25 protein-coding genes are annotated in these 25,317 nt (G+C 49.1%); 19 read left to right on the top strand and 6 right to left on the bottom strand.

Features of this window, described 5'->3' with window-relative positions:
• The first annotated feature begins 2 nt into the window (after positions 1–2).
• The 19 genes from Q320_RS0100705 to rfaE1 all read left to right on the top strand — a co-directional run bounded on the left by Q320_RS0100705 (position 3) and on the right by rfaE1 (position 17,250).
• Positions 3–617: a riboflavin synthase gene (locus tag Q320_RS0100705; protein ID WP_027467400.1), complete on the top strand. Its 615-nt coding sequence runs from the start codon at positions 3–5 to the stop codon at positions 615–617.
• A complete protein-coding gene (gene ribBA, locus Q320_RS0100710; RefSeq protein WP_027467401.1) occupies positions 614–1,738 on the top strand; it encodes a bifunctional 3,4-dihydroxy-2-butanone-4-phosphate synthase/GTP cyclohydrolase II in 1,125 nt (374 codons plus the stop codon). The genes Q320_RS0100705 and ribBA overlap by 4 nt, the downstream gene beginning before the upstream one ends.
• A complete protein-coding gene (gene ribH, locus Q320_RS0100715; RefSeq protein WP_027467402.1) occupies positions 1,735–2,202 on the top strand; it encodes a 6,7-dimethyl-8-ribityllumazine synthase in 468 nt (155 codons plus the stop codon). The genes ribBA and ribH overlap by 4 nt, the downstream gene beginning before the upstream one ends.
• Positions 2,199–2,693 carry a transcription antitermination factor NusB gene (gene nusB / locus Q320_RS0100720; protein WP_027467403.1) on the top strand — a complete coding sequence of 165 codons (495 nt, stop codon included), beginning with the start codon at positions 2,199–2,201 and terminating at the stop codon, positions 2,691–2,693. Before ribH ends, nusB begins: the two co-directional genes overlap by 4 nt.
• 144 nt (positions 2,694–2,837) lie before the next feature.
• Positions 2,838–3,800 (top strand): thiamine-phosphate kinase, encoded by a 963-nt coding sequence (gene thiL / locus Q320_RS0100725; RefSeq protein ID WP_027467404.1) that lies wholly within the window; start codon positions 2,838–2,840, stop codon positions 3,798–3,800.
• Complete coding sequence (locus Q320_RS0100730; protein ID WP_027467405.1) at positions 3,797–4,291, top strand: phosphatidylglycerophosphatase A family protein; 495 nt, start codon at positions 3,797–3,799, stop codon at positions 4,289–4,291. Before thiL ends, Q320_RS0100730 begins: the two co-directional genes overlap by 4 nt.
• Positions 4,292–4,299: 8 nt before the next feature.
• Entirely contained in the window at positions 4,300–6,180 is a 1,881-nt protein-coding gene (uvrC, locus tag Q320_RS0100735) for an excinuclease ABC subunit UvrC (protein WP_051534349.1), read from the top strand.
• A gap of 135 nt (positions 6,181–6,315) precedes the next feature.
• The gene (pgsA, locus tag Q320_RS17890; protein ID WP_035851590.1) at positions 6,316–6,888 is read left to right on the top strand and encodes a CDP-diacylglycerol--glycerol-3-phosphate 3-phosphatidyltransferase; all 573 of its coding nucleotides are present in this window, start codon (positions 6,316–6,318) and stop codon (positions 6,886–6,888) included.
• 120 nt (positions 6,889–7,008) lie between these two features.
• Positions 7,009–8,151: an MFS transporter gene (locus Q320_RS0100750; protein WP_027467407.1), complete on the top strand. Its 1,143-nt coding sequence runs from the start codon at positions 7,009–7,011 to the stop codon at positions 8,149–8,151.
• A gap of 62 nt (positions 8,152–8,213) precedes the next feature.
• Positions 8,214–9,206 carry a 3-deoxy-7-phosphoheptulonate synthase gene (locus Q320_RS0100755; RefSeq protein WP_027467408.1) on the top strand — a complete coding sequence of 331 codons (993 nt, stop codon included), beginning with the start codon at positions 8,214–8,216 and terminating at the stop codon, positions 9,204–9,206.
• A gap of 17 nt (positions 9,207–9,223) precedes the next feature.
• A complete protein-coding gene (locus Q320_RS0100760) occupies positions 9,224–10,105 on the top strand; it encodes a prephenate dehydrogenase (RefSeq protein WP_027467409.1) in 882 nt (293 codons plus the stop codon).
• Positions 10,102–11,091 (top strand): L-glyceraldehyde 3-phosphate reductase, encoded by a 990-nt coding sequence (mgrA, locus tag Q320_RS0100765; protein WP_027467410.1) that lies wholly within the window; start codon positions 10,102–10,104, stop codon positions 11,089–11,091. The genes Q320_RS0100760 and mgrA overlap by 4 nt, the downstream gene beginning before the upstream one ends.
• Before the next feature lie 68 nt (positions 11,092–11,159).
• A complete protein-coding gene (cmk, locus tag Q320_RS0100770) occupies positions 11,160–11,819 on the top strand; it encodes a (d)CMP kinase (RefSeq protein ID WP_027467411.1) in 660 nt (219 codons plus the stop codon).
• A gap of 176 nt (positions 11,820–11,995) precedes the next feature.
• Entirely contained in the window at positions 11,996–13,687 is a 1,692-nt protein-coding gene (rpsA, locus tag Q320_RS0100775; RefSeq protein WP_027467412.1) for a 30S ribosomal protein S1, read from the top strand.
• 14 nt (positions 13,688–13,701) lie between these two features.
• Entirely contained in the window at positions 13,702–13,986 is a 285-nt protein-coding gene (locus Q320_RS0100780; RefSeq protein ID WP_027467413.1) for an integration host factor subunit beta, read from the top strand.
• A 118-nt stretch (positions 13,987–14,104) separates the two neighbouring features.
• Positions 14,105–14,407, top strand: coding sequence for a LapA family protein (locus Q320_RS0100785; protein ID WP_245590942.1), 303 nt, complete (start codon positions 14,105–14,107; stop codon positions 14,405–14,407).
• Positions 14,408–14,423: 16 nt separating this feature from the next.
• A complete protein-coding gene (gene lapB / locus Q320_RS0100790; protein WP_084282232.1) occupies positions 14,424–15,596 on the top strand; it encodes a lipopolysaccharide assembly protein LapB in 1,173 nt (390 codons plus the stop codon).
• 28 nt (positions 15,597–15,624) lie between these two features.
• On the top strand, positions 15,625–16,320 hold the full coding sequence (gene pyrF / locus Q320_RS0100795) for an orotidine-5'-phosphate decarboxylase (protein WP_027467416.1): 696 nt from the start codon (positions 15,625–15,627) through the stop codon (positions 16,318–16,320).
• Positions 16,321–17,250 carry a D-glycero-beta-D-manno-heptose-7-phosphate kinase gene (gene rfaE1, locus Q320_RS17895; protein ID WP_051534350.1) on the top strand — a complete coding sequence of 310 codons (930 nt, stop codon included), beginning with the start codon at positions 16,321–16,323 and terminating at the stop codon, positions 17,248–17,250.
• Between the two features lie 52 nt (positions 17,251–17,302).
• Here the strand turns inward: rfaE1 and Q320_RS0100805 are convergent, their stop codons facing one another.
• The 6 genes from Q320_RS0100805 to flgA form a co-directional block, all read right to left on the bottom strand.
• Positions 17,303–19,087, bottom strand: coding sequence for a GGDEF domain-containing protein (locus Q320_RS0100805; RefSeq protein WP_027467417.1), 1,785 nt, complete (start codon positions 19,085–19,087; stop codon positions 17,303–17,305).
• 115 nt (positions 19,088–19,202) lie between these two features.
• On the bottom strand, positions 19,203–20,138 hold the full coding sequence (gene ispH, locus Q320_RS0100810) for a 4-hydroxy-3-methylbut-2-enyl diphosphate reductase (protein ID WP_035851597.1): 936 nt from the start codon (positions 20,136–20,138) through the stop codon (positions 19,203–19,205).
• Positions 20,135–20,620, bottom strand: a complete 486-nt coding sequence (gene lspA / locus Q320_RS0100815) for a signal peptidase II (protein ID WP_027467419.1) — start codon at positions 20,618–20,620, stop codon at positions 20,135–20,137. Before lspA ends, ispH begins: the two co-directional genes overlap by 4 nt.
• Positions 20,613–23,492 carry an isoleucine--tRNA ligase gene (gene ileS / locus Q320_RS0100820; RefSeq protein ID WP_027467420.1) on the bottom strand — a complete coding sequence of 960 codons (2,880 nt, stop codon included), beginning with the start codon at positions 23,490–23,492 and terminating at the stop codon, positions 20,613–20,615. The genes lspA and ileS overlap by 8 nt, the downstream gene beginning before the upstream one ends.
• Before the next feature lie 32 nt (positions 23,493–23,524).
• Positions 23,525–24,442: a bifunctional riboflavin kinase/FAD synthetase gene (locus Q320_RS0100825; protein WP_027467421.1), complete on the bottom strand. Its 918-nt coding sequence runs from the start codon at positions 24,440–24,442 to the stop codon at positions 23,525–23,527.
• A gap of 98 nt (positions 24,443–24,540) precedes the next feature.
• A complete protein-coding gene (flgA, locus tag Q320_RS17900) occupies positions 24,541–25,245 on the bottom strand; it encodes a flagellar basal body P-ring formation chaperone FlgA (protein ID WP_051534351.1) in 705 nt (234 codons plus the stop codon).
• Between the last annotated feature and the right edge of the window lie 72 nt (positions 25,246–25,317).

Genomic DNA, 25,317 nt, shown 5'->3' on the forward strand with positions numbered 1-25,317 from the left:
TTATGTTTACAGGAATCATTCAAGCAGTCGGTCAAATTGAAGCGCTTGAGCCATTTGATGGCGGCGTACGCTTAACAATCGACGCTACGGATTTAGACCTTTCCAATGTCGCCCTGGGGGATAGTATCTCTCACAACGGTGCATGCATGACCGTGGTGGAGCTAATACCCCAGAGTAAGTATATTATTGATGTGTCCAATGAATCGCTGCGTTGTACCGCAGGGCTGGATGTTGTCGGTGGTGCGGTTAATTTAGAAAAAGCGATGCGCTTGGGCGATATGCTCGGTGGGCATTTGGTGTCTGGCCATGTGGATGGTGTCGGCCGCGTGATTAGTTTTGATGCGATTGGCGAAAACCGCGAGCTGATTATTTTGGCGCCGAAAGCGCTGGCTAAATACTTGGCGGTAAAAGGCTCGGCCGTGGTGAATGGCGTGTCGCTAACGACCAATTGGGTGCGCGACACAGCTGAGGGTTGTGAGTTTTCAATCAATCTGATTCCGCACACGCTTGCAGTTACAACGCTAGGGCAGATTCAAGTCGGCCAAAGTGTGAATTTGGAAATCGATCTGATTGCACGTTACGTTGAACGCATGGTGTCTTTGGAGGCAAAAGCATGAGCCACACTACACCTACAAGCCAAGTCGCTCCCGTTAGCGAGATCATCGCAGAATTAAAAGCTGGCCGCATGGTCGTTTTGGTTGATGAAGAAGACCGTGAAAACGAAGGTGATTTGGTGCTTGCGGCTGATTTTGTCACGCCAGAAGCCATTAATTTTATGGCCAAATTTGGCCGTGGTTTGATTTGCCTGACGCTCAATCAAGAGCGCTGCCAGCATTTAAACCTGCCAACGATGGTTAAAAATAATGGCTCATCGTTTGGTACGAATTTTACCGCGTCGATTGAAGCCGCAGAAGGCGTAACGACGGGTATTTCCGCGCATGATAGAGCCTTGACGATTCAAAAAGCGGTCGCGTTTGGTGCCAAAGCCAGCGATTTGGTGTCGCCCGGACACGTATTTCCAATTATGGCGCAACCTGGTGGTGTCTTGGTTCGTGCCGGACATACTGAGGCGGGCTGTGATTTGGCGATGATGGCAGGTTTAACGCCAGCATCGGTGATTTGTGAAATTATGAACGAAGATGGCACGATGGCGCGCTTGCCAGAGTTGCTGGTTTTCGCGCAAGAACATCAGCTAAAAATTGGTACGATTGCCGATTTGATTCATTACCGCAGCCAAACTGAGTCCTTAGTCGAATGTGTTGGTCGCCGTGTTGTACGCACATTTGCTGGCGAATTTGATTTGGCGGTTTACCGCGACAAACTGACCGCAGCCACGCATTTGGCGCTGATCAAAGGCCAGCCAGAGCCGGATGAAGAAATCCTCGTGCGTGTGCACGAGCCTTTGTCGGTAATGGATTGGATCGATTTAGATGCGCGCTCGCATTCTTGGAATATTGAATCGACGCTGAATGCGATTAATGAAGCTGGCAAGGGCGTGGTGATTTTATTGCATCGTACTGAATTAGGTAGCGATGTTTTGGGTCGGGCGCTACCAGAATTAAAACTGAATCAGCCGCAAAAATGGGACTTACGTACCTATGGTATCGGGGCGCAGATGTTGAAAGACTTGGGGGTTGGACGTATGCGCCTCATGTCACCCGAAAGAAAAATCCCAAGCATGATGGGTTTCGGTTTAGAGATTACTGCCTTTGAGGCACCTAAAGGAAAAGAGCAATGACACATAATATTTCAACTATTGCACCTAATTTTTCTGGCGCAGGCATGCGTGTTGGTGTGGTAATGAGCCGGTTTAATACGCCAGTTTGTGAAGGTCTGCGCGATGTGTGCTTGGCTGAGTTAGTGGCGCTGGGCGTTGCGCAAGAAGATATTTTATTGGTTAGTGTTGCCGGCGCACTGGAAATCCCTGTTGTATTGCAAACTATGGCAGAAAGCGATCGTTTTGATGCCTTGATTGCGCTGGGCGCGGTGATTCGTGGCGACACTTATCATTTTGAACTCGTTGCCAATGAATCTGGCGCGGGTGTGACTCGCGTAGGCTTGGATTGCGGCATTGCGATTGCCAATGCAATTTTAACTACAGATACCGACGAACAAGCAGAAGTACGAATCCAAGAAAAGGGCCGTGATGCGGCTCGCACTGTCGTTGAAACGGCTAATTTAATCAAGGCATTACAAGCATGAGTGAAGCAAACGCAGCAGTTCCAGCAGCGCCCCGCGCAAAACCAAAATCAGCTCGCCGTCGTGCGCGCGAATTTGCGATGCAAGGCATTTATCAATGGCTAATGAGTAATGAGAGCGGTAGTAATATTGACCGCTATTTACGCGATAGCACGCCTTATTTTCCAAAATGCGACGAGCTACTGTTCCGTGCTGTGTTGTTTGGCGTTATTAAAGACATAGGCCCACTGACTAAAGCGCTTGAACCCCACGTTGAGCGCCCACTCAATGAAGTGAGCATCGTTGAAATGGCGGTTTTATACGTTGCCGCGTATGAAATCGTGTCTATGCCAGAAACGCCATATCCAGTCATCATCAACGAAGCGATTGAACTGACCAAATCATTTGGCGGCGCGGATGGACATCGCTTTGTGAATGGCGTACTCGACAAACTCGCGGCGCTCGTTCGCGCGGATGAATTTGCCGCAGCGGCTGCAAAACGCCGTAACGCTTAATTATAAGTAAGTGACCCTGTAAAAGTTTTATAGCAAGGCGAGCAAGCCTAGGCAGTACAGTTGGTACGGCAAGGCGAGACAACGACGCAAGAAAACTTTTACTTCAATGAAACTGCCCGAGCAATCGGGCAGGGTGGCTTTGTTGTGAATGAATTCGATCTAATCGCTCAATATTTTACTCGCTCCACGCCCAGTGTTGATTTAGGCATTGGCGACGATGCTGCGCTCGTCACCGTTACGCCGGGGCATCAATTGGCGATTTCGGTCGATATGCTGGTTGCAGGACGGCATTTTTTTGCCGATGCCGACCCAGAGCGGCTGGGGCATAAATGCCTTGCGGTCAATTTATCCGACATGGCCGCGATGGGCGCAAAACCCACATGGTTCACGCTGTCATTGGCTTTGCCAGCAATGGACGAAGCGTGGTTAGCTGCGTTTAGTCGCGGCATGTTTGCACTGGCTGATCAATTTGGCGTTGAGCTGATTGGTGGTGATACGACACGCGGGCCTTTGTCGATTTCAATTCAAATTGCTGGCGAAGTACCTAAAGGCAAAGCTTTGCTGCGTAGCGGCGCGCAAATTGATGATGACATTTGGGTGTCTGGCTTGCTGGGGGCAGCCGCTGCAGCGGTGATGCATCGCACGCAGCGAGCTCAACTGAACGCAGAAACAGCTCAGCGTTGCGACTTACGTTTAGACCTGCCGCAGCCACGCGTTGAATTGGGCTTGGCGCTGAGCGAACTAGCTAACGCAGCGCTGGATCTCTCCGACGGACTAATTGGCGACCTGTCACACATTTGTGAGCAGTCTAATTGCGCTGCGGAAATTTACTTTAATAAAATCCAGCAAGCTATTGAATTAAAAGAATTAGATTCATTGCTGGCGCTTGAGGCCAGCCTTGCGGGTGGCGATGATTATGAGTTGTGCTTTACCGCCAGCGAGCAAAATCGCGCGGCTATTCTAGCTTTAGGCAAGTTACTCAACCTGCCGCTATCCCGCGTCGGAAAAATTATTCCACGCAATGGTTTAACTCGCTTAGTTCAAGTGTTGAATGAAGATGGGCAGGTCATGGATTTATCCTTCACTGGATTCGATCATTTCAAATGAAGAACACCCCGCAAGTCCCTGTTAATTGGTCGTTTTTAATCAAAAACCCAGCCCATTTTATTGCTTTTGGTTTTGGTAGCGGTTTGCCGTGCAAAGCCCCCGGCACTTGGGGTACGTTGGCGGCTTTGCCCTTGTTTGCGCTACTGCAAATGTTTTTTTCGACTAATACGATTGCGCTACTTTGCATTCCGATGTTTGTCATCGGCGTGTGGGCGGCCGAAATCACGGGGCGCAATTTAGGCGTGCCTGATTTTGGCGGCATTGTCATCGATGAAATCGTCGCGATGTGGCTGGTTTTATGCGTTGCACCAGCCACAATGCCTGGCTGGATTGCTGCCTTTGTGCTGTTTCGCTTGTTTGATATTCTGAAACCTTGGCCGATTCGCTGGCTGGATCAATACGTAAAAGGCGGCTTTGGCGTGATGATTGACGATATTTTAGCGGCCGTTTTTGCGATTGTGCCTTTGCTGCTGCTCGCACCGTATTTGTGAACTGGCCAATGAGCGAAAATATCCCGTCAGATGATGCTGAACAACGCGCAGCTTTACTGAATATCGTTAAAAACCTTCCCGATTTGCCCGGCGTTTATCGCTATTTGGCTGCTGATGGCACCGTGCTGTATGTCGGCAAAGCCAAAAGCCTCAAAAAACGCGTCGGCTCTTATTTTCAGAAAAACGATCAAAGTCCACGTATTCGCTTGATGTTGGCGCAGGTGGCTCAGCTTGAAACGACGGTAGTGCGCTCAGAAGCTGAAGCTTTGGTGCTTGAGAACAACTTAATTAAAGCTTTAAGTCCGCGCTATAACATATTGTTTCGAGACGATAAATCCTATCCTTATGTGATGTTGAGCGGGCATAAGTCCCCACGCCTCGCCTACTATCGCGGCACGCTAGATAAGAAAAATACTTACTTTGGCCCGTTCCCAAATGGCTACGTGGTTAAAGAAAGTATTCAACTGCTGCAAAAAGTATTTTTGCTCCGCACCTGTGAAGACTCGGTGTTTGGCAATCGTTCACGCCCCTGTTTACTGCACCAAATCAAACGCTGCTCTGCGCCTTGCGTGGATTTGATTTCGCCAGAGGATTATCGTCAAGACGTTGCTAATGCGATGTTGTTCTTGTCGGGTAAAGAAAATGAAGTCATCGCGACGCTTGAAAACAAAATGAAAGCGTTGGCCGCCGAATGGCAATTTGAAGGCGCTGCCGCAGTGCGCGATCAAATTCAAGCTTTGTCGCAAGTGCAAGAGCGGCAATTTGTATCGTCCAATACCAGCGAAATGGATGCTGATATTGTCGCTTGCGTCGAAAGTGAAGGCATTTTGTGTGTGAATTTGGCGATGGTTCGCGGCGGGCGACATGTCGGGGATAAGAATATTTTCCCTAGTCACGCCGACGATTACACGCCTGCCGCAGCGATTCATGCGTTTTTAGCGCAACATTATTTAGAGCGCAGCACGCCGGGCGTGATTTTGTGTTCGCCCGCACCCGAAGAAGCCGAAGTTTTGGCAGAACTCCTGTCAGAGCAAGCGCAGCGCAAAGTGCTCATTAATAGTAATCCCAACGGGGATCGACGTATCTGGCTAGAGATGGCGGCACGCAATGCGCAGCTGGCAATACTCCAGCGGCAACAAGCTAAGTTTAACCAAGCGGGGCGCTTGGCTGCGCTAATTGAAGCGCTCGGTTTGCCGGAAGAAACTCAACGTTTAGAGTGTTTTGATATTTCGCACACGATGGGCGAAGCCACGGTAGCCTCGTGCGTGGTGTATGACCGGCAAGATATGCAACCCAAAGAATATCGTCGCTACAATATCGCGACGACCACTTCGGGCATTGCCAAAGACGGTTTTGCAGTCATTACACCAGGGGATGATTACGCGGCGATGCGGCAAGTCTTAATGCGGCGCTATGAAAAAGTCGCCGCAGGCGAGGGCGTCATGCCTGATGTGATTTTGATTGACGGCGGCAAAGGCCAACTCGGTATTGCGATTGAGGTGATGAATGAAATCGGTCTGACTGCGCCATGGTTGGTCGGTGTCGCCAAAGGTGAAACCCGTAAACCGGGTTTAGAGCAATTGATCGTGCCGCGCACTGGAAACACGGTACAATTGCGCCGCGACCATCCGGGGCTGCATTTGGTGCAACAAATCCGCGATGAAGCGCATCGTTTTGCGATTACTGGGCATCGCGCACGCCGTGCTAAAGCGCGAATGAGTTCGAGCTTGGAAGACGTTGAAGGCATAGGCCCAAAACGGCGGCAGAAATTACTGGCGCGTTTTGGTGGTTTGCAAGGTGTCAAAGCGGCCAGTGTTGATGAATTAATGCAAGTCGACGGCATCAATCAAGCGCTTGCCGAGAAAATCCACGCCGCTTTACGCGGCTAATCAAATACTTGTGCAAAAGTCTTATGACAAGACCGTCAGGCCCTAGGCAGTACTTTAGTACGGCAAGACGAGACAACGATTCAAGACTGGGTGGCCTTAGGCCAAACTTTTGCTTATCCACTTATAAGTGCCTCAATGCCATTTAATTTACCTATTTTATTGACTTGGTTGCGCGTTGCGCTGATTCCGGTGTTTGTCGGCGTGTTTTCTTTGCCGCAAGCCGAATATCCTTTGGCTTGGCAGAATATGGTCGGCGCAGGTCTGTTTTTATTGGCAGCAGTGACCGACTGGTTTGATGGCTTTTTGGCGCGCCGCTGGAACCAAACTTCACAATTTGGCGCTTTTCTTGATCCTGTAGCCGATAAGCTGATGGTCGCTGCGGCGCTCATTTTGCTGGTGGAACTCGATCGCACCGCGAGTTGGTTGGCTGTGGTGATTATTGGCCGCGAAATTACCATTTCAGCGCTACGTGAATGGATGGCGCAACTGGGCAAGTCTAAGAGTGTGGCGGTGAGCTTGATTGGTAAGCTCAAAACAACGGCGCAAATGGTCGCAATTTTCCTCTTGGTTTGGGCTGAGCCGATTATCCCTGGCGTTTCCACACATTTGATCGGTACGGCGGCTATGTATATCGCTGCGGTATTAACGATTTGGTCGATGTTTTATTATTTACGCGTTGCCGCCGAGCAATTTAAAGAGGGCGTTTAAAGCGCCTGCAGGACTGAATCAGATATTGTTGCGCGAATTGCAACGCCTATAGTCGCTAGGTATTGCTATCCAGTCCTTGCATTTAAATCAATAGCACCATATACCTACCCATATTGATACGTGTTCAAATCCAAGCCCTTACTGGCAATTGCCGGATTCTATTTCGCCTACTTTGCCTTTAACGGCATTTTCTCGCCCTACTGGGGGCTTTATTTAAGCCACCTTGCCTTTCCCGCCTGGCAAATCGGCATTCTGACTTCACTCACGCAAATTAATCGAATCTATGCACCCAGTTTGTGGGGCTATCTCGCCGATCGCACAGGAAAACGCCAAACCATTTTGCGCTTAGCAGGTGTTTGTGGATTTGCTTTTTTCTTGCCGCTACTACTGGCCAAATCATTCTGGCCGCTCTTTATTGCCGTTTTGTTGGGCAGTTTCTTCTGGAGTGCCGCGCTGCCTTTGGTTGAGGCCACGACGATGAGCTTGTTGAAGGGCGATGGCGGCGCGTATGCGCGCTTACGCCGCTGGGGTTCAATTGGCTTTATGGTGGCGACCTTGCTGGTGGGTTATGCCATTGAAGGCTTTGGGATTGGCACATTGCCATGGGCGGTCATCGCAGTGATGGCGAGTCTGGCCTTGTATGCATGGCAAGTACCCAATGCACCCCTTGCGACGACTGAAGATGTTGCCCAGCTACCGTTTCGGAGCATCCTCCAGCAAAGTGAAGTCCGTTCTTTGCTGCTAGCCTGCTTTTTTATGGCTTTGGCGCATGGCGCTTATTACAGTTTTTACTCGATTTTTGTCGCCGAACAGGGTATCAGCCAGAGTGTAATTGGCTGGCTTTGGTCGATTGGCGTACTCGCCGAAATTCTTGTTTTTAGTTGGATGCCGCATTTAAGTCAGCGTTTTACCTTGCGCGGCCTGTTTTTGTTTGGGCTGATTATTGCGGTGGCTCGCTTTGGGCTGATTGCCGTGGGTGCTCAGTCGATTGTCTTGTTGGTCGTGGCGCAAATCGGCCATGCATTTACCTTTGGTAGCAATCATGCCGTTGCGATGAGCTATATCCATCGCTACTTTTCGGGCTGCCACCAAGCCAAAGGGCAGGCGCTGTATATCGCTGTTACATTTGGCTTGGGTGGTAGTCTGGGTGGTATATTGGCAGGATTAGCTTGGCGCTCGCTGGGCGGCACGACGATTTTCTTGCTGTCGTCTGGCATGGCTTTGCTGGGCTTGTTGATTGCTTGGCGTGGTGTAAAAAACTAGATGTATGTGAATGCAGGCATTAACTATAAAAGCCTGCATTCATATACCCATGAGGTAAGCTTATGATGATAGTCATGCAGCTCAATGCTGAAGAGGCGCAAGTCGCGGCAGTGATCGAGCAAATTCGCGCCGCGGGCTTAAAAGAGCATGTTTCGCGCGGTGCCGAATTGGTCATTATCGGCGCGATTGGCGACGAAGATCGCTTAAGCAGTGCAAGGTTCGAGCGTTTGCCTGGCGTTGAGCGCGTTTCTCGCGTTACCAAACAATACAAAATGGTCTCCCGCGATACGCACCCAGTAGGAACGAGCTTTAAAATTCGCGGCGCTCTGATTGGTGGCGAGCAAATTCAGGTGTTTGCTGGTGTGCGTAGTTTGGATGCGGCATTGCCAGTCAATTCGGTAACGAGCATGGTTCAAGCTGCAGCTTGCCGTTTGCTGTGGGCGGGTTCTGAATCACTCAATCAAAACCCTTATGAATTCAATGGATTTGAAGCTGAAAAACTCATTGAATTACGCGCCGCAGCGCGGAGTCATGCGCTGCCTTTTGCTGCCGAGCTAAATGATTTTTCAGTACTGGAAACCTCGCTAGCAAATGATGTTGACGCTTTGATCTTGGGCGCGCGCAGCATGCAAAATCGCGCTTTATTGCGAGAGTTGGGGCGAATCAATAAGCCTGTCATCTTGCGTCGTGGCCTGGCGGCGAGTCTCAGTGAGTGGCTGTTGGCGGCAGAAACGATTGCGGCTGGCGGCAATCATCATATTATTTTGTGCGAACAAGCCACAAAAAATGGTTTGGATATTGCAACGATCCCATTCCTAAAACGCGAAACGCATTTGCCGGTTTTTGTCGATGCAAGCAATGGCGCAAAAGTGTGGATGGTGCCAGCACTGGCGCAAGCGGCGATTGCGGCGGGTGCCGATGGCCTAATGTTGGACATTCATCCGAATCCAGCCGAGGCGCCACATGGTGGCGATCAAGCTTTGGATTTGGCGCAACTTCAACAATTAATGACGGCTCTGGCGGTGATTGCCCCTGCGCTGGGTCGAAGAATTTGATTTTGGCGGGCAAATAAATGCAGTCTGTTGAACGATTGGTGTTATTAGGTACGGGCTTGATTTCCGGTTCGTTTGCCTTGGCATTAAAACGCGCGCGCTTAGTGAAGCGCGTCGCTGGTGTGGGGCGTAGCTTAGAAAACCTAGAGCGCGCCGTTGAGTTGGGTGTCATTGACGAAGCATCAACGGATGCTGCGCAGGCGGTAATCGGCGCGGATTTGGTTTTGCTCGGTACGCCCGTTGGGCAGATGGGCAAATTAATGCAACAAATAGGGCCCAATTTGTCGGCTAATTGCATCGTTACTGATGGCGGCTCGACCAAGCAGGATGTTTGCGCGCTGTTTCGTGAATATTTACCGCAGCAATTGTCGACCTGTGTACCAGGACATCCGATTGCGGGCTCGGATTTGTCGGGCGCATCGGCTGCGCAATTTGGCCTATATGAAGGTCGCCGCGTTGTGCTGACGCCGCTAGCAGAGGGCGCTGCTCCTGCTGTTGAGCGCGTGCGCGAACTATGGCAAGCCTGTGGCGCGATTGTCTATGAAATGGATGCGGCACAGCACGATGGTATTTTTTCTGCAGTGAGCCATACGCCGCATCTACTGTCTTTCGCCTATATGAATTCAGTTTTAGATCGTTACAATGCGGAGCAGTGCTTGGATTTTGCGGCCAGTGGTTTTCGCGATTTCACGCGAATTGCTGGCTCGCATCCCGATATGTGGCGCGATATTGCGCTAGCCAATCGCGAAGCGATTTTGCAGGATCTCAGGTCGAATGTGACGCAAATGACGCAGTTGATTGAGTTGGTCGAGTCGGGCGATGGCGTCGCCCTTACGCAGTACATTCAACGCGCAAGCCAGGCTCGAATTGAGTGGGGTAAGCCGAAAAAAGGATCATTGTGAGTTATCTTGCCGCAGAAAATCGTTACGATGCAATGCCGTATCGCCGCTGTGGAAATAGCGGCCTGAAATTGCCCGCTATTTCCTTGGGTTTATGGCATAACTTTGGCGACAACAAGCCTTACGACAATAGCCGCGCAATGTTGCTGCGCGCGTTTGATTTGGGTATTACGCATTTTGATTTAGCCAACAACTACGGCCCCCGTCCGGGTGCGGCTGAAGAAACATTTGGTAAAGTTCTAAAGCAAGATTTGCGACCGTATCGCGATGAAATGATTGTGAGTACGAAAGCCGGCTGGGAAATGTGGCCAGGGCCGTATGGCGAATGGGGTAGCCGCAAGTATTTGATGGCGAGTTTGGATCAAAGTTTGCAGCGCATGGGTTTGGATTACGTCGACATTTTCTACTCGCACCGCCCAGATCCAGAAACGCCAATGGCAGAAACCATGGGTGCGCTCGATGCAATCGTTCGCCAAGGTAAAGCGCTTTATGTTGGAATTTCATCGTACAGCCCAGAGCAAACCGCTGAGGCTGCGAAAATTCTAAAAGAGCTGGGTACGCCATGCTTGATTCATCAACCCAAATATTCAATGTTCTCCAGAGAGATTGAGCGCGGTTTGACCGATGTTTTGCGTGAAACCGGCATGGGTAGTATTGCTTTTTGCCCTCTGGAGCAAGGCTTGTTAACGAGTCGATATCTGGATGGGATTCCGCAGGATTCACGCGCGGCAGCGACGGACAATCACTTTTTGAGTTCTGCGGCCGTTGAGCTGCAGTTATCGCATATTCGGCAACTTAATGTGGTGGCGCAGCGGCGAGGACAAACCTTGGCGCAAATGGCGCTGGCTTGGGCTTTGTTGACGGTAACGTCGGTGATTATTGGCGCAAGCCGCGTGGCGCAACTGGAAGAAAACGTCGGTGCAATTGCGAAATTGGATTTCTCTGCTGAAGAATTGCTGGAAATTGAGCGTATATTGGCATCGACTTAAGTTTGTGTGATTTCGTATAATTCAAAAGCCAGCGAGTGTTCGCTGGCTTTTTTGATGATGGAGTGAGTATGAGTCAGGAATTAGTCATTGCAATTGACGGCCCTTCGGCGTCGGGCAAAGGAACTGTAGCGCAGGGCGTGGCGCGTGAGTTGGGCTTTGCCTATCTTGATTCGGGCGCTTTGTATCGGCTAACTGCGTTGGCGGCGCAGTTGAAAAATATTGCTTGGGATAATGAGGTTGAAGTTGCAGTGATTGCTGCAGCACTTGATGTTGAGTTTATTGGTGAACAAATTTATTTGTCTGGCGATGACGTTACTTTGGCGATCCGCGCAGAAGAAATCGGCTCAGGTGCATCGCAAGTGGCGGCGCTGCCGCAAGTTCGTGCTGCTTTATTGCAAAGACAGCGCGCCTTTGTGGGCGAACAAGGCTTGGTGGCCGATGGGCGAGATATGGCCTCAGTCGTATTTCCAAGTGCGCAATTGAAGGTTTTTTTGACGGCTAGTGCTGAAATTCGCGCTGAGCGACGATTTAAACAGCTGATCGCACGGGGTGAGCTTGCTGACTTGGCGGCAATTACGGCAGACCTGCTTGCGCGTGACGAGCGAGATCGCGCCCGTACCGTTGCGCCGCTTGAGCAGGCGGCAGATGCTTTATTGCTTGAGACCTCTAGTTTGACGGCGAATGAGGCGATTGCTCAAGTATTGGCATGGTGGCAATCTAGGGCGTAAAAAATGCGCTAAGCACTTGATAGAGCAAGAACATTTCCGTATAATCACCAGATTCGATTTTGGCTTTCGGGTTTGACTCTTGAGCCAGGGTTGAATTATCAAGCGCGCCCTGTGCTTGATTTTGATTAACTAACCTGCTGATACATCCCGTATTGGCTAATGGAATTTTCCAATAAATGACTATTGATACTATGGAAAGCTTTGCCGCCCTTTTTGAGGAAAGCTTAACCCGTCAAGAAATGCGTTCGGGTGAAGTAATTACTGCAGAAGTGGTTGGTATCGACAACAACTTCGTAACCGTAAATGCCGGTTTGAAGTCTGAATCGCTGATCCCGTTGGAAGAGTTTAAAAACGACAACGGTGAAATCGACGTTAAGATCGGTGATTTCGTACCTGTTGCGATCGATAGCCTTGAAAATGGCTACGGCGAAACTAAGCTTTCTCGCGAAAAGGCCAAGCGCCTCGCGTCTTGGATCGAGTTGGAAGACTGCCTCGAACGCGGCGAGATCATGTCTGGCGTTATTTCTGGCAAAGTAAAAGGCGGTTTGACTGTTATGGTCAACGGCTTGCGCGCTTTCTTGCCAGGTTCATTGGTTGACATTCGTCCAGTTAAAGATACAACACCGTACGAAGGTAAAATGGTTGAGTTTAAAGTTATTAAACTTGATCGTAAACGCAATAACGTCGTTGTTTCACGCCGTGCAGTCCTTGAAGACTCATTGGGTGAAGAACGTCAGAAATTGCTAGAAACCTTGAAAGAAGGTTCGATTGTTAAGGGTATCGTTAAAAATATCACTGACTACGGCGCGTTCGTTGATCTTGGCGGTATTGATGGCTTGCTCCACATTACTGACTTGGCATGGCGCCGTGTTAAACACCCATCTGAAGTATTGGCAGTGGGTGATGAGCTTGAAGCTAAAGTTCTTAAATTCGATCAAGACAAAAACCGTGTATCTCTTGGCTTGAAACAATTGGGCGAAGATCCATGGGTGGGTCTATCACGTCGTTATCCATCGGGCACTCGCATGTTCGGTAAAGTAACGAACTTGACTGACTACGGTTCATTCGTTGAAATCGAACAAGGCATTGAAGGTCTGGTTCACGTTTCTGAAATGGATTGGACTAACAAGAACGTTCACCCATCTAAAGTAGTTTCTTTAGGTGATGAAGTTGAAGTGATGATCTTGGATATCGACGAAGACAAACGTCGTATCAGCCTTGGCATGAAACAATGCATGGCTAATCCATGGGATGATTTTGCAGAAAACTTCAAGAAAGGCGACAAACTGAAGGGCGCGATCAAATCGATCACTGACTTCGGTGTGTTTGTTGGCTTGGCTGGCGGTATCGACGGTCTGGTTCACTTGTCTGACTTGTCTTGGCACGTTGCTGGTGAAGAAGCGGTTCGCAACTTCAAGAAAGGCGATGAAGTTGAAGCAATGGTTCTTTCTATTGACGTTGAAAAAGAGCGCATCAGCCTCGGCATCAAACAAATGGAAGGTGATCCATTTAACAACTACGTTTCTACGTCAGACAAAGGCGCGATCGTTAAGGGCACTGTTAAGTCACTCGACGCTAAGGGCGCAACAATCGCTTTGTCGGATGATGTAGAAGGCTACTTGCGTTCGACTGAAGTTTCACGTGACCGTGTTGAAGACATCCGCACTGTTCTGAAAGAAGGCGACGAAGTTGAAGCTGTCATCATTAACGTTGACCGCAAAAACCGTTCGATCAACTTGTCGATCAAAGCAAAAGACCAAGCAGAACAAAGCGAAGTAATGAGCAAAATTTCAGCAACTGATGACAACGCTGGTATGACAAGTCTTGGCGCGTTGTTGAAAGCTAAATTGTCAGGCTCTGCTGAGTAAAGGTATTTGTTAGAATGACCAAATCAGAACTCATCGCGAAACTTGCTGCTCGTTATCCGCAGTTAGTAGCAAAAGACGCAGAGTTAGCCGTAAAAACGATACTTGATGCGATGGCGCGTAGCCTTTCGCAAGGCCAACGTATCGAAATTCGTGGATTTGGCAGCTTTGACTTGAACTATCGTCCGCCACGGACGGGGCGCAATCCGAAATCAGGCACGAAAGTGTCTGTGCCGGAAAAGTTTGTTCCCCATTTCAAGGCCGGCAAAGAGTTGCGCGAGCGCGTTGATTTAGACGCATAAGCATCAAACTCTTTAACAAATTAAAAGGCGACACTCTAAGAGTGTCGCCTTTTTTATTGCAGACTTAAACCCGAACCAACGATTATTTGCGCTACAATATTACAAAAATAGAGGGTTAATGATGCGTTATTTGTTTTGGCTGATTAAATTTATCGCTTTTGTCATGTTATTTGGTTTTGCAATGCACAATGCAAATCCAGTTACTTTAAATTTCTATTTAGGCTACGCGTGGAATGCGCCACTGGCTTTGATTTTATTGGTATTTTTTGTTTTGGGCGCTGCAATCGGATTGTTGGCGAGTTTGGGGCAAGTCATTCGTCTCCGCCGCGAGCTGCTTGTGTTACGCAAAGAAAAACGCCAAGTCGCCACGGCAAGTAATTCAAATGCCGAGGTATTACAGCCTCCGCGCGATGCACTCTAATTTTTAAAGCTCCCTTATGATAGAAATTCAATTTTGGTGGCTTGCCATCCTCCCAGTATTTTTCGGCATTGGCTGGTTAGCTGCGCGGGTTGATATCAAGCACGTTATCGCAGAAAGTCACTCGCTGCCCGTTGCCTACTTTAAAGCAGTTAATCATTTACTGGCTGGCGAGATGAATAAAGCCGTCGATATTTATGTCGATATCGCCAAAAATCACTCTGAAACCATCGAGTTGCAAGCCACATTAGGCCAATTATTTCGCCGCCGCGGCGAATTAGAGCGCGCCATTCGAATGCATCAAAAAATTCTTGCTCGCCGAGAACTTAGCGATGTGCAGCGTCAGCAAACACAGCTCGATTTAGCCATTGATTTTATTAAGGCAGGTCTATTTGATCGTGCTGAAAAAATACTGCACGATCTTGCAAATACTGAATCAGCACGCTTAGCTCGAAAAGAGCTGCTGGCTATTTATCAACAAGAGCATGAATGGCAAAAAGCCATTGCCACCGCTGAATTATTACGCGATGAAAGCCATAGCTTTCAGCATGAGATCGCACAGTTTTATTGTGAACTTGCGGCAGAAAGCTTAATTCGCAACAATACCGACAAAGCCATTGAAGAACTTAATCTTGCCTTAAAAGAGCATCGGCAAAGCGCAAGGGCGCGTTTAATGCTGGGTGAAATTGCCTTTTCAAAAGGTGAAATGGATTTTGCGATTGAGCACTGGCTAAAAATGCCTGCGCAAGACGTGCATTATTTAGCATTGGCAGCTCGCCACATCTTGAATGCTTACTCAGCAAAAAATCAATTGCCCGATGGTATTACCTTATTGATTCGCTATGTGCAGCAGCACCCTGAGCTAGATGTCGTTGATTTAATTTATGAGCAATTGCTGGCAACATCAGGTATCGATGCGGCGTATGAATTCGTTCGAGAGCGATTGCGCGAACATCCAAACATGCCTGGCCTTAGAAAGCTGATAGAAGCACACCTTTTAATCGCGCCAGATGAACAAAAAGTTGAGCTAGAGATTATCAGCAAGCTTCTGCATGACAATACTCGCACGTACAGCATGTATTACTGCAGCGAATGTGGCTTTAAAACTCGGCAATTCTTTTGGCACTGCCCAGGCTGCAATCAATGGGAAACCTATGCGCCAGTGCGCGGAAAAAGCCGCGCCTCAGTTTAAAAAATTAATTTGTTTTCAGGAAATCACTATGAATCCCAACCCACGCGTTGTCGTTGCTTTAGATTTTGCCTCGGCAGCAGCAGCACTGGCTTTTGCCGATACCGTCAGCCCTAGCTTATGCCGCCTCAAAGTAGGTAAAGAATTGTTTACCGCAAGCGGTCCCGCGCTAGTTGAGCAACTGGTCGCGCGTGGATTTGATGTATTTTTAGACCTGAAATTTCATGACATTCCCCATACCGTTGCACAAGCCTGCAAAGTTGCGGCCAGTCTTGGCGTTTGGATGGTTAATGTGCATGCATCGGGCGGTAGAAAGATGCTTGAAACCACACGCGACGCTTTGGAAGGGTTACCACAGCGGCCTTTATTAATTGCGGTCACGGTCTTAACTAGCATGGGTGCTGATGAGCTCGCTGAAATGGGATTGCCAGCACCTGCTGAACAAGTGGATAAACTAGCTCGCCTCACCCAATCGTGCGGCCTTGATGGCGTTGTGTGCTCGGCACAAGAAGCGCAGCACTTAAAACAAGTCTGCGGTGCAGACTTTAAACTGATTACGCCTGGCATTCGTCCGCAAGGCAGCGATAGTAATGATCAAACCCGCATTATGACGCCCAAAGCGGCCATGCTCGCAGGTTCGGATTATTTGGTGATTGGCCGCCCAATCACGCAAAGCAGCGACCCCGTACTGACATTACAAAACATCAATGCGGAGCTGGCTTTATAAATGCAGGCACTTATTCAGAAAATTAAAGCCGCCAAAGTACTGGTTGTCGGCGATGTGATGCTAGATCGCTACTGGTTTGGCGATGTTGAGCGCATTTCGCCAGAAGCGCCTGTGCCTGTTGCACGAATCACCAAAACCGATGAGCGCGCCGGTGGTGCTGCCAATGTGGCGCGAAATATCGCAGCATTAGGCGGCCAAGTTAAATTGCTGTCGGTAATCGGGGACGATGAAGCGGGCGCCAGCCTTGAACGCCTACTGATTGCACAAGGCATTGAGACTGTATTGCACCGCGATGCGGAAATTTCGACCACAGTAAAATTGCGTGTTCTTGCAAGGCAGCAACAACTATTGCGGATCGATTTTGAGAACAAACCAAGTCATGATGTTTTGGCTACAAAATTAGATGATTTCAAAGCCTCGCTTAGTGGCTGCGATGTGGTTATTTTGTCAGATTATGGCAAAGGTAGCTTGGCACACGTTCAACAAATGATTGCGGCCGCGCGAGCAATGGGGAAATCTGTTTTAGTCGACCCGAAAGGAGATGATTACGAGCCTTATCGTGGTGCAACACTACTAACACCAAACCGCAGTGAATTCCGCCAAGTTGCTGGCAAATGGGAAAGCGAAGCTGAGCTCATCGATAAAGCAAATCGACTACGCAATCAGTTTGAATTGGATGCCTTACTAGTTACGCGCAGCGAAGAAGGAATGACGCTATTTCGCGAAGGCCAAGTCGTGCATAAGCCAACTCAAGCGCATGAAGTATTTGATGTTTCAGGCGCTGGAGATACAGTAATTGCAACGCTAGGATTGATGCTGGCTGCGGGCCTAGATTTACCTGAGGCGATGGATTGGTCTAATCGCGCTGCAGGTATTGTGGTGGCAAAATTAGGCACAGCAGTAGCGAGTAAAGAAGAGTTATTTCAATAGCAGTATTGCCACCTGAATCATATTATATAAGCCTCAGGTGGCAATACACTTGTTAGTCGAGTGTTTCTACGCGGTTTTTTCCCGATTTTTTTGCATGGTACATCGCTTGATCGGCGCGCTGTATCGTATCGTCTCGGCTCTCGCCAACTCGATAGAGCGTGACACCAGCACTGAATGTAATGAGCATTTTTTCATTATTGTGCAAAAAGAAGCGCTTGGTCAGCTCGCGCTGAACGCGCTGCATCACCTGAATAGCCCCTTCAAGATCAGTTTCCGGCATAAGCACCACAAACTCTTCTCCGCCATAGCGAGCAACGGTATCGGTTGGCCGAACTAGGTCTTTTACCACTTTGACTAAGTGCACCAACGCTGAATCTCCTACTGCGTGGCCTTGGGTGTCGTTTAATTTCTTAAAATTATCAATATCTAACAAGGCAACGGCCAGTGGTGAGGAAGATCGCATCGCTCGCGCCGTCTCAATCTCATAGGCCTCTTCAAGCCCACGTCGATTTAATGCACCAGTTAACTGATCGGCGCGCACTTTATCGCTCAGTTGACTGAGTTCAGCCTCCAGTTCTGTAACACGTCGGTGTGCTTCATCCGCCTGCTTTCTTGCATCACGTAAATCATCTCTGGAGCGCAGCACATCGGTTTGCATGCTTCGCGTATCATGCAGCAGATCTTCCATGATGTGCCGAATGCTAGTTAAATCATTGGCCGAATCAATTTTCTCGGCATAAGTGCTGATTTTGTCATGATACTTATCGGTACTTTCCGACATGACACCCAGACGGTCGATAAACGAGGTTAGCATGTTCTTCAAGACCGCTTGCGCTTCAACCAAGCTGTGCTTCACTTGGCTTTGTTTAAACAGCACCTCTTTTAAACCCACTTCAGCATCGTAAATCACCCGCATATCCAGCGGCTGCGCCATGATGTGCTGCACCACGGCAATTTGCCCACGCACCCATTCATCATCAACCACAATCGCCGCCATATTGTCAGTCAACAAACGCAGCAAACCCATTAAGCCATCGCATAGGCGTAGCTCATTATCGTTTTCCAACTCTAGCTTGAGCCAAAATTTTCGCAACCGCGGCAGCCATTTATCCATGCCAGCAGCACTTTCTACGACTTTGGCTTCTTGCGCGACGGCATTGGTTTCCGCTTGTAAATCTGGATTATGCAAGAGCCTAGCCGACAAACCGAACTCCAGAGCCTGAGCAAATGCATCGCGCCATTCGCGCCAATTCACATCTTCTGTATTTGTAGTGGCACTATCCCCACCATTCATTGCCGTAAACTCGGCCTCTGACACGCCGATTTCACTGCCGACTATTGGCGCTATTCCAGTTTCAGCCCATGCGGTCACTAGGCCATTCAGCTTTTCATTGAGGATGCTGCTGTCTTGCTTGAAATTGATTAAAACCCGATCCAATGCATCCTTTTTTCGACTGGGCGTGTAGCTTGGATTGCGTAAATCCCATTGCAAAATCAAGTCTCGAATCAAATCCGCCCAGCTTTTGCTTAACTCAGCCTGACCACCTTGACTGTTGACGACACGAAAAATTTGCTCTGGAATTTCCGCCCATTTTTCTTCGATAATTGCATGGCGAATTTGCTCAATCTGCCGAGTTAAAACGCTGGACTGTTGCGGTAAATTGCCCAACGCATCGACTAATTCTTTGAGCCCAGGGTGAACCCGATCAATGTCCGAGGTTTGTGCAATTTCATGGTAAATCGCTTCATAATGATCTGGGGACGGCAAAATCCGACGCACAGCAAGCTGCTTAAGCGTTTCTCGGGCAATTTCGGTTGGGTTGGTCAACTTGGTCATGGCGGGTCTTGAGCAGCTAGAATAAAATCATTATAGGAGGCAGATTGCGTGTGATTGCAGTTTATCAATAAAAAACGCCACGATGAACGTGGCGCTTTGTTAATGGATCACCAGCTTAAGACAGCAAGCCTTTTGGCAAAGAAAAAATCACATTTTCTTCAATCCCATCCATTGCTGTAACTGAATTGGCACCAAACTCTTGGATTTTCGCAATCACTTGCTGTACCAGCACATCGGGAGCGGATGCACCGGCTGTAATTCCCACTTTGCCCTTGCTGGCAAACCAGTCAGGATTAAGTTCGGTTTCATTGTCAACCATATAAGCATCAATCCCAAGGCCTGCGCCGACCTCACGCAAGCGATTAGAATTTGAACTATTAGGTGAACCGACCACCACCAGAATATCAATGTCTTTGGCCAATTGTTTGACTGCATCTTGGCGATTTTGCGTTGCGTAGCAAATATCATCTTTTTTCGGCCCAACAATCTCAGGAAAACGCGCGCGTAGTGCTTCAATCACCACTTGTGCATCATCCACCGAGAGTGTGGTTTGTGTGACGTAGGCCAATTTACTATTGTCGGTCACGTTCAAAGTAGCGACATCTTGCGGCTCTTCAACCAAATACATGCCCGCTTGCGCCTGACCCATCGTGCCTTCGACTTCTGGGTGGCCTTTGTGGCCAATCATGACGATTTCAAAACCTTGCTCGCGCAAACGCTTCACTTCAAGGTGAACTTTGGTGACGAGCGGGCAAGTCGCATCAAAAATATTCAGGCCACGTTCCGCAGCTTCAGCACGCACCGCTTGCGACACGCCATGTGCAGAGAAAATTAGCGTATTGCCAGTCGGCACATCGCAGAGATCTTCGATGAAAATTGCGCCTTTGAGTTTGAGATCTTCAATAACAAATTTATTGTGTACGACTTCGTGGCGTACATAAATCGGCGCACCGTATTTTGCGAGCGCCTTTTCAACTATCGCAATTGCGCGATCAACCCCAGCGCAAAAACCACGCGGCTGCGCCAAAATAATATTCATCGGTTTATTCATTGCGAAATAAGCTCCGGTTTCTTCAAACTATCAATCACCATCAAGACTGCACCAATGCAGATGGCTGAATCAGCAATATTAAATGCTGGGTAATACCAGCGATGGTTCCAATGAAACAATAGAAAATCAATCACGTGACCAAATACCATGCGATCAATTGCATTACCTAGCGCGCCGCCCAAAATTAAAGACAGCGCAATCGCATAACGCGTTTCTGCATGATGTTTTTTAATCAAAAACACCAGTACGACCGACACGACTAAGGCCAAGCCCGTAAAGAAATAACGTTGCCAGCCACCTGCATCAGCCAAAAATGAAAATGCTGCGCCGGGGTTGTAGCGCAAAGTCAGATCAAAAAAGCCTGGGATGATTGTTTTTACTTCGGCGTATTGAAAAAACGCCTCAATCCCATGCTTGGTCGCTTGATCTAAAATCAGCACCGCCAAAGCCAGCAGCATAAATTGCACGAAACGCTTAGGCATGTTGACGAGCCTCTCCCGCGCCATGCAAATTGCAATCGCAGCGCACACACAGCCCCGGATGCGCCGCAATCGTGCCGACACTCGGGTGGTAATGCCAGCAACGCTCGCACTTTTCTGCGTCGGATGCTGCAACTGCAATTGCAGTTTCACCTTCAAGCAACAAGGCTTGCGACGTAATCATAATGAACTTGAGTTCGTCTCCCAAAGACGCCAGTGCTTGATGGGCTTCGCCTTGCGCCGTAATGGTGATTTCAGCTTGCAAACTAGAACCCAAAGCGCCTGCTGCTCGTTGTAACTCGATGTCTTTTTGTGCGTTGGCGCGAGCTTCGCGCACCAGCGAAAATGCCGTTTGCAGTGCCTCTGCATCGTTGATCGTCGGAATATCCAGCCATTGATCAACAAACACATTGCCGTCATTTTTAAGTGCTTCCCACGCTTCATGTGCGGTGAACGACAATATGGGTGACAATAAGCGCACCAAAGCTTGGGTGATATACCATAGGGTGGTTTGTGCTGAGCGACGGCCAACAGATTGGGCTGGCATCGTATACAGACGATCTTTGATGATGTCTAAGTAGAATGCGCCCAATTCATCCGCACAATAACGATGAATTTCTTGCACGCCCAAATGAAATTCATATTTCGCGTAGCACGCCGTCAAATTGCTTTGAAATGCCGCCAATTCGACCAAGGCGTAGCGATCTAACGTCAGTAACTCATCGACTGGCAACACATCTGCCGCGCTAAAATCAGATAAATTCGCCAGTAAGAAACGTAGCGTATTGCGTACGCGGCGATATGAATCGGTGGTGCGTTTCAAAATTTCATCAGAAATCGATACTTCGCCCGAATAATCGGTGCTTGCTGTCCATAGGCGCAACATATCCGCGCCCATTTGGTTGATCACCGATTGCGGCGCAACCACATTGCCTTTGGATTTCGACATTTTCATGCCTTTGCCATCGACCACAAAACCATGCGTCAGCAATTGCTTGTACGGCGCGCGACCGACTGTAGCGCAAGCGGTTTTTAGCGATGATTGGAACCAGCCGCGATGCTGATCCGAGCCTTCCAGATACAAGTCAGCAGCAGGGCGGCTATCATCGCCATGCTGAAGTTCTTCGCGCTGTTTGATCACCGCAAAGTGTGTTGACCCCGAATCAAACCACACGTCGATGGTGTCTTTGAGTTTTTCGTAATGCGCCGCGTCGTCACCCAATAGTTCAGTCGCGTCGAGTTTAAACCAAGCTTCGATGCCTTCCACTTCAATCAGTTTGGCAACTTGTTCCAGCAATTCAGTCGAGCGTGGGTGTAGTTCGGCCGTTTCTTTATGGATAAAGAAAGTCATCGGCACGCCCCAAGTGCGTTGACGTGATACGCACCAGTCTGGGCTATTTTTGATCATCGCTTCTAGGCGCGCACGACCCCAAGCAGGGAAGAACTCCGTCGCATCCACAGCGCGATTGGCTTTGTCGCGCAGCGTCTCACCGCCGACTTCTTTATCCATGCCGATAAACCATTGCGTGGTTGCACGGAAAATTAGCGGGGTTTTATGACGCCAGCAATGCGGATAGCTGTGTTCGAGTTTTTTGTTCGCCAGCAAAGCACCGCGCTCTTCGAGCAGCGCAACCACTTTTGGATTGGCTTTCCACACGGTTTCGCCTGCAAAAAACTCGGTCGTTGAGATGTAACGGCCATCATTGGCGACCGGATTATCCACTGGCAGTTTGTATTTCAGACCAACTTGGTAATCTTCCAAGCCATGCGCGGGTGCGGTGTGCACCAAGCCCGTGCCGGCTTCAGCAGTGACGTGCTCGCTGCAGATAATCGGCACTTGGCGATCATTGAACGGATGTTGCAGCATTAAGCCATTGAGCGCAGCGCCTTTGGCTTGCGCGATCACTTCATTGGCGTCGATGTCGTAGCGTTTGAGCGCAGCTTCGGCCAATTCACGAACCAAAATCAACAAACCCTTTTCGGTTGCGATCAAGTCGTAAGTAAATTCTGGATGCACTGAAACGGCCTGATTGGCTGGCAAAGTCCACGGGGTAGTCGTCCAAATCACGGCAAATGCGCCTTGGTCGCCGAGGTTCACACCACCAAAGGCTTTGGATAAAGCGGCAGAATCAACAACTTGGAAGCCCACATCAATCGCCGCAGACACTTTGTCTTCGTACTCAACTTCAGCTTCAGCCAGCGCCGAGCCACAGTCCACGCACCAATGTACTGGCTTTTGGCCTTTCACCAAATAACCGTTGTGATGGATTTTGCCCATCGTGCGCACGATGTCGGCTTCAGTTTTGAAGTTCATCGTGAGGTATGGGTTTTCCCAGTCAGCCAAAACGCCTAAGCGAATAAAGTCGACCTTTTGGCGCTCAATTTGGATTGCAGCATATTCGCGGCACAATTCGCGGATGAATGAGCTTGGCAAATGGATCGCCTTTTCATCTAGATCATTGGCTTTGCGGTAATCCACAATCCGCGCATGAATTGCTGGATTGGCTTTGATCGCTTCTTTATCCGATTTCACCAGTTTTTCGATTTGATGCTCAATCGGCATGCCGTGACAATCCCAGCCCGGCACGTAGGGCGTGTCAAAACCGCTGAGTGATTTTGATTTTAAGATGATGTCTTTGAGTACTTTATTCATCGCGTGGCCGATATGGATATCGCCATTGGCGTACGGTGGGCCGTCATGCAAGATGAATTTAGGGCGATTTTGTTCTTTGGCGACTTGGCGAAGCTGCTGATAAATTTTGGCGTCTTGCCATTGCTTTAAAAATCCAGGCTCGCGTTTGGCTAAATCGCCACGCATTGGGAATGGCGTATCCAATAAATTGACTGGGTATTTGTTAGCGGGTTTATCACTCATTGTTATCTCTATGTGCTCAATTATTTAATGGGTTAGCGCGCAGCAAACCAAGCGCGAGCCTGATCGCAGTCTTTTTGAATCTGCGCGATCAAGGTATCAAAATCGGGGTATTTCTCTTCGTCGCGTAATTTAGCTAGAAAATTAACGCGTAAATGCGCGCGATAAATATCGCGGTTAAAATCAAATAGATGCACTTCTAATTTTGGTTTTGCATCGCCGCCATGAATTGTCGGTCGGAATCCTAGACTGGCCACACCTTGATAGGTGCGCTCTAAACCTTGAACTTCAACGACGAAAATCCCAAATAGCGGCGGCGTATTATGTTTGAGTTGAATATTGGCCGTTGGAAAACCAAATTCACGCCCTAAGCGCTCACCACCCACTACGCGCCCTGCAATGGAATACGGTCGATCCAGTAGCGCGGCGGCGTGCGCCATATTGCCGCTTTGTAGCGCCAAACGCACTGCGGTGGATGATACGCGTTCGTTATCGTGTTTTAGCGTCGGCAAACTACAGGCGCTAAAGTCAGTTGATTGGGCCAGCAAGTTAAAATCACCGCTGCGTTTGGCACCGAACTGAAAATCATCGCCGACCAAAACAAATTCAGCATTCAGCCTGCGGGCAACAATTTCATCGCGAAAGGTGAGGGCGTTGATACTGGCAAATTCACGGTTAAAACGCTGCACAATCAAATAATCAATTTCGGCCTCACGCAATAACTCGATTTTCTCGCGCAGACTGGTTAAACGCGCAGGGGCGGAATCAGGCGTAAACAATTCACGCGGGTGCGGCTCAAAAGTCATTACAGCGGTGACTAGTTGGCGCGCTTTTGCCTCGGCTTTAAGCCGATCTAGCATGGCAATGTGGCCGCGATGCAGGCCATCAAAATTGCCAATCGTTAATGCTGAGCGAGGAAGTGGGGTGTGCGGCGTGCCGCGAAGTACATGCATTTAGCTATCGTGGCCACTTAAAGCAGCAAATATCAAACATCCGATTCTAACGCCTAGGCCGAAAATTGTCAGGGTTTTGTGGCAATCGGCAAAAGCCACTACTGACTCATCTCAACGATTCCGCCTTGCTGCGCGATGCCCGTGATAATTTTACCTTTATCAAGACGTATACGCACCGGCTGACCTTCCGCAGCGCTACTCATGGCAATACCCTCGTTAGTGATTTCAAGTCCATCTTGACGGAAAATAATTTTCACTTTTTGATTTTGTGTAATCACCATTGCTGCACGTAATTGTTCTTGTCGTAGTGCCTGACCCGCAGCAACGGGACTATTCAATGCGCGCCCCAGTACGGCATTCGGATCCAAAATGACCGAGCCGGGCAGGGTGCCCAAATCACCTTGCTGCATTGCTATGTCGCCAGTGCTCAATTCTTGATTCGCCGCTAACGGGCGCGCAGCAATAGCATAATTAACCATAATGCTAATTTTGACTGGGAGGTTAAAGCTCCAACTCGCACCCTCAATACATTTGACGCGTAGCATGGTGTTACCCACTAAACGATAACCGGAGGGCGTACTGATTTCTCGCTGCTTGCAGCCATCCAGCTTCAAGCGAGAATCAATTGGCCGCGCTTCAAACGCCACTGCGCCCGGACTATTGCTGAGCGCAGCACTCAGCCAATCATTCACCTCCCGCGTAATCACGGCCAAATCTTGATTTGGTGTCGCCGCGATTGCGGTTGGCATTGCCGACATTACGCCGCTCAATAACAAGAAACCATAGAGTGTTTTTTTTCGCATAGCGCAAATTATAGTCGCATCGCGCGCCTTAGCCTACAATCGATATTTTTCTTAGGTTTCTATTGGTTACAT

Source organism: Deefgea rivuli DSM 18356 (genome assembly GCF_000620145.1).
Lineage (GTDB): Bacteria > Pseudomonadota > Gammaproteobacteria > Burkholderiales > Chitinibacteraceae > Deefgea > Deefgea rivuli.

Coding starts and splice junctions, on each gene's coding strand:
- rpsA (WP_027467412.1), top strand. CDS start 11,996: ATGACTATTGATACTATGGAAAGCTTTGCCGCCCTTTTTGAGGAAAGC.
- ribBA (WP_027467401.1), top strand. CDS start 614: ATGAGCCACACTACACCTACAAGCCAAGTCGCTCCCGTTAGCGAGATC.
- Q320_RS0100805 (WP_027467417.1), bottom strand. CDS start 19,087: ATGACCAAGTTGACCAACCCAACCGAAATTGCCCGAGAAACGCTTAAG.
- uvrC (WP_051534349.1), top strand. CDS start 4,300: ATGAGCGAAAATATCCCGTCAGATGATGCTGAACAACGCGCAGCTTTA.
- cmk (WP_027467411.1), top strand. CDS start 11,160: ATGAGTCAGGAATTAGTCATTGCAATTGACGGCCCTTCGGCGTCGGGC.
- ribH (WP_027467402.1), top strand. CDS start 1,735: ATGACACATAATATTTCAACTATTGCACCTAATTTTTCTGGCGCAGGC.
- nusB (WP_027467403.1), top strand. CDS start 2,199: ATGAGTGAAGCAAACGCAGCAGTTCCAGCAGCGCCCCGCGCAAAACCA.
- flgA (WP_051534351.1), bottom strand. CDS start 25,245: ATGCGAAAAAAAACACTCTATGGTTTCTTGTTATTGAGCGGCGTAATG.
- ileS (WP_027467420.1), bottom strand. CDS start 23,492: ATGAGTGATAAACCCGCTAACAAATACCCAGTCAATTTATTGGATACG.
- Q320_RS0100785 (WP_245590942.1), top strand. CDS start 14,105: ATGATGCGTTATTTGTTTTGGCTGATTAAATTTATCGCTTTTGTCATG.
- pgsA (WP_035851590.1), top strand. CDS start 6,316: ATGCCATTTAATTTACCTATTTTATTGACTTGGTTGCGCGTTGCGCTG.
- Q320_RS0100825 (WP_027467421.1), bottom strand. CDS start 24,442: ATGCATGTACTTCGCGGCACGCCGCACACCCCACTTCCTCGCTCAGCA.
- Q320_RS0100780 (WP_027467413.1), top strand. CDS start 13,702: ATGACCAAATCAGAACTCATCGCGAAACTTGCTGCTCGTTATCCGCAG.
- pyrF (WP_027467416.1), top strand. CDS start 15,625: ATGAATCCCAACCCACGCGTTGTCGTTGCTTTAGATTTTGCCTCGGCA.
- rfaE1 (WP_051534350.1), top strand. CDS start 16,321: ATGCAGGCACTTATTCAGAAAATTAAAGCCGCCAAAGTACTGGTTGTC.
- Q320_RS0100755 (WP_027467408.1), top strand. CDS start 8,214: ATGATGATAGTCATGCAGCTCAATGCTGAAGAGGCGCAAGTCGCGGCA.
- lapB (WP_084282232.1), top strand. CDS start 14,424: ATGATAGAAATTCAATTTTGGTGGCTTGCCATCCTCCCAGTATTTTTC.
- Q320_RS0100730 (WP_027467405.1), top strand. CDS start 3,797: ATGAAGAACACCCCGCAAGTCCCTGTTAATTGGTCGTTTTTAATCAAA.
- Q320_RS0100705 (WP_027467400.1), top strand. CDS start 3: ATGTTTACAGGAATCATTCAAGCAGTCGGTCAAATTGAAGCGCTTGAG.
- Q320_RS0100760 (WP_027467409.1), top strand. CDS start 9,224: ATGCAGTCTGTTGAACGATTGGTGTTATTAGGTACGGGCTTGATTTCC.
- lspA (WP_027467419.1), bottom strand. CDS start 20,620: ATGCCTAAGCGTTTCGTGCAATTTATGCTGCTGGCTTTGGCGGTGCTG.
- ispH (WP_035851597.1), bottom strand. CDS start 20,138: ATGAATAAACCGATGAATATTATTTTGGCGCAGCCGCGTGGTTTTTGC.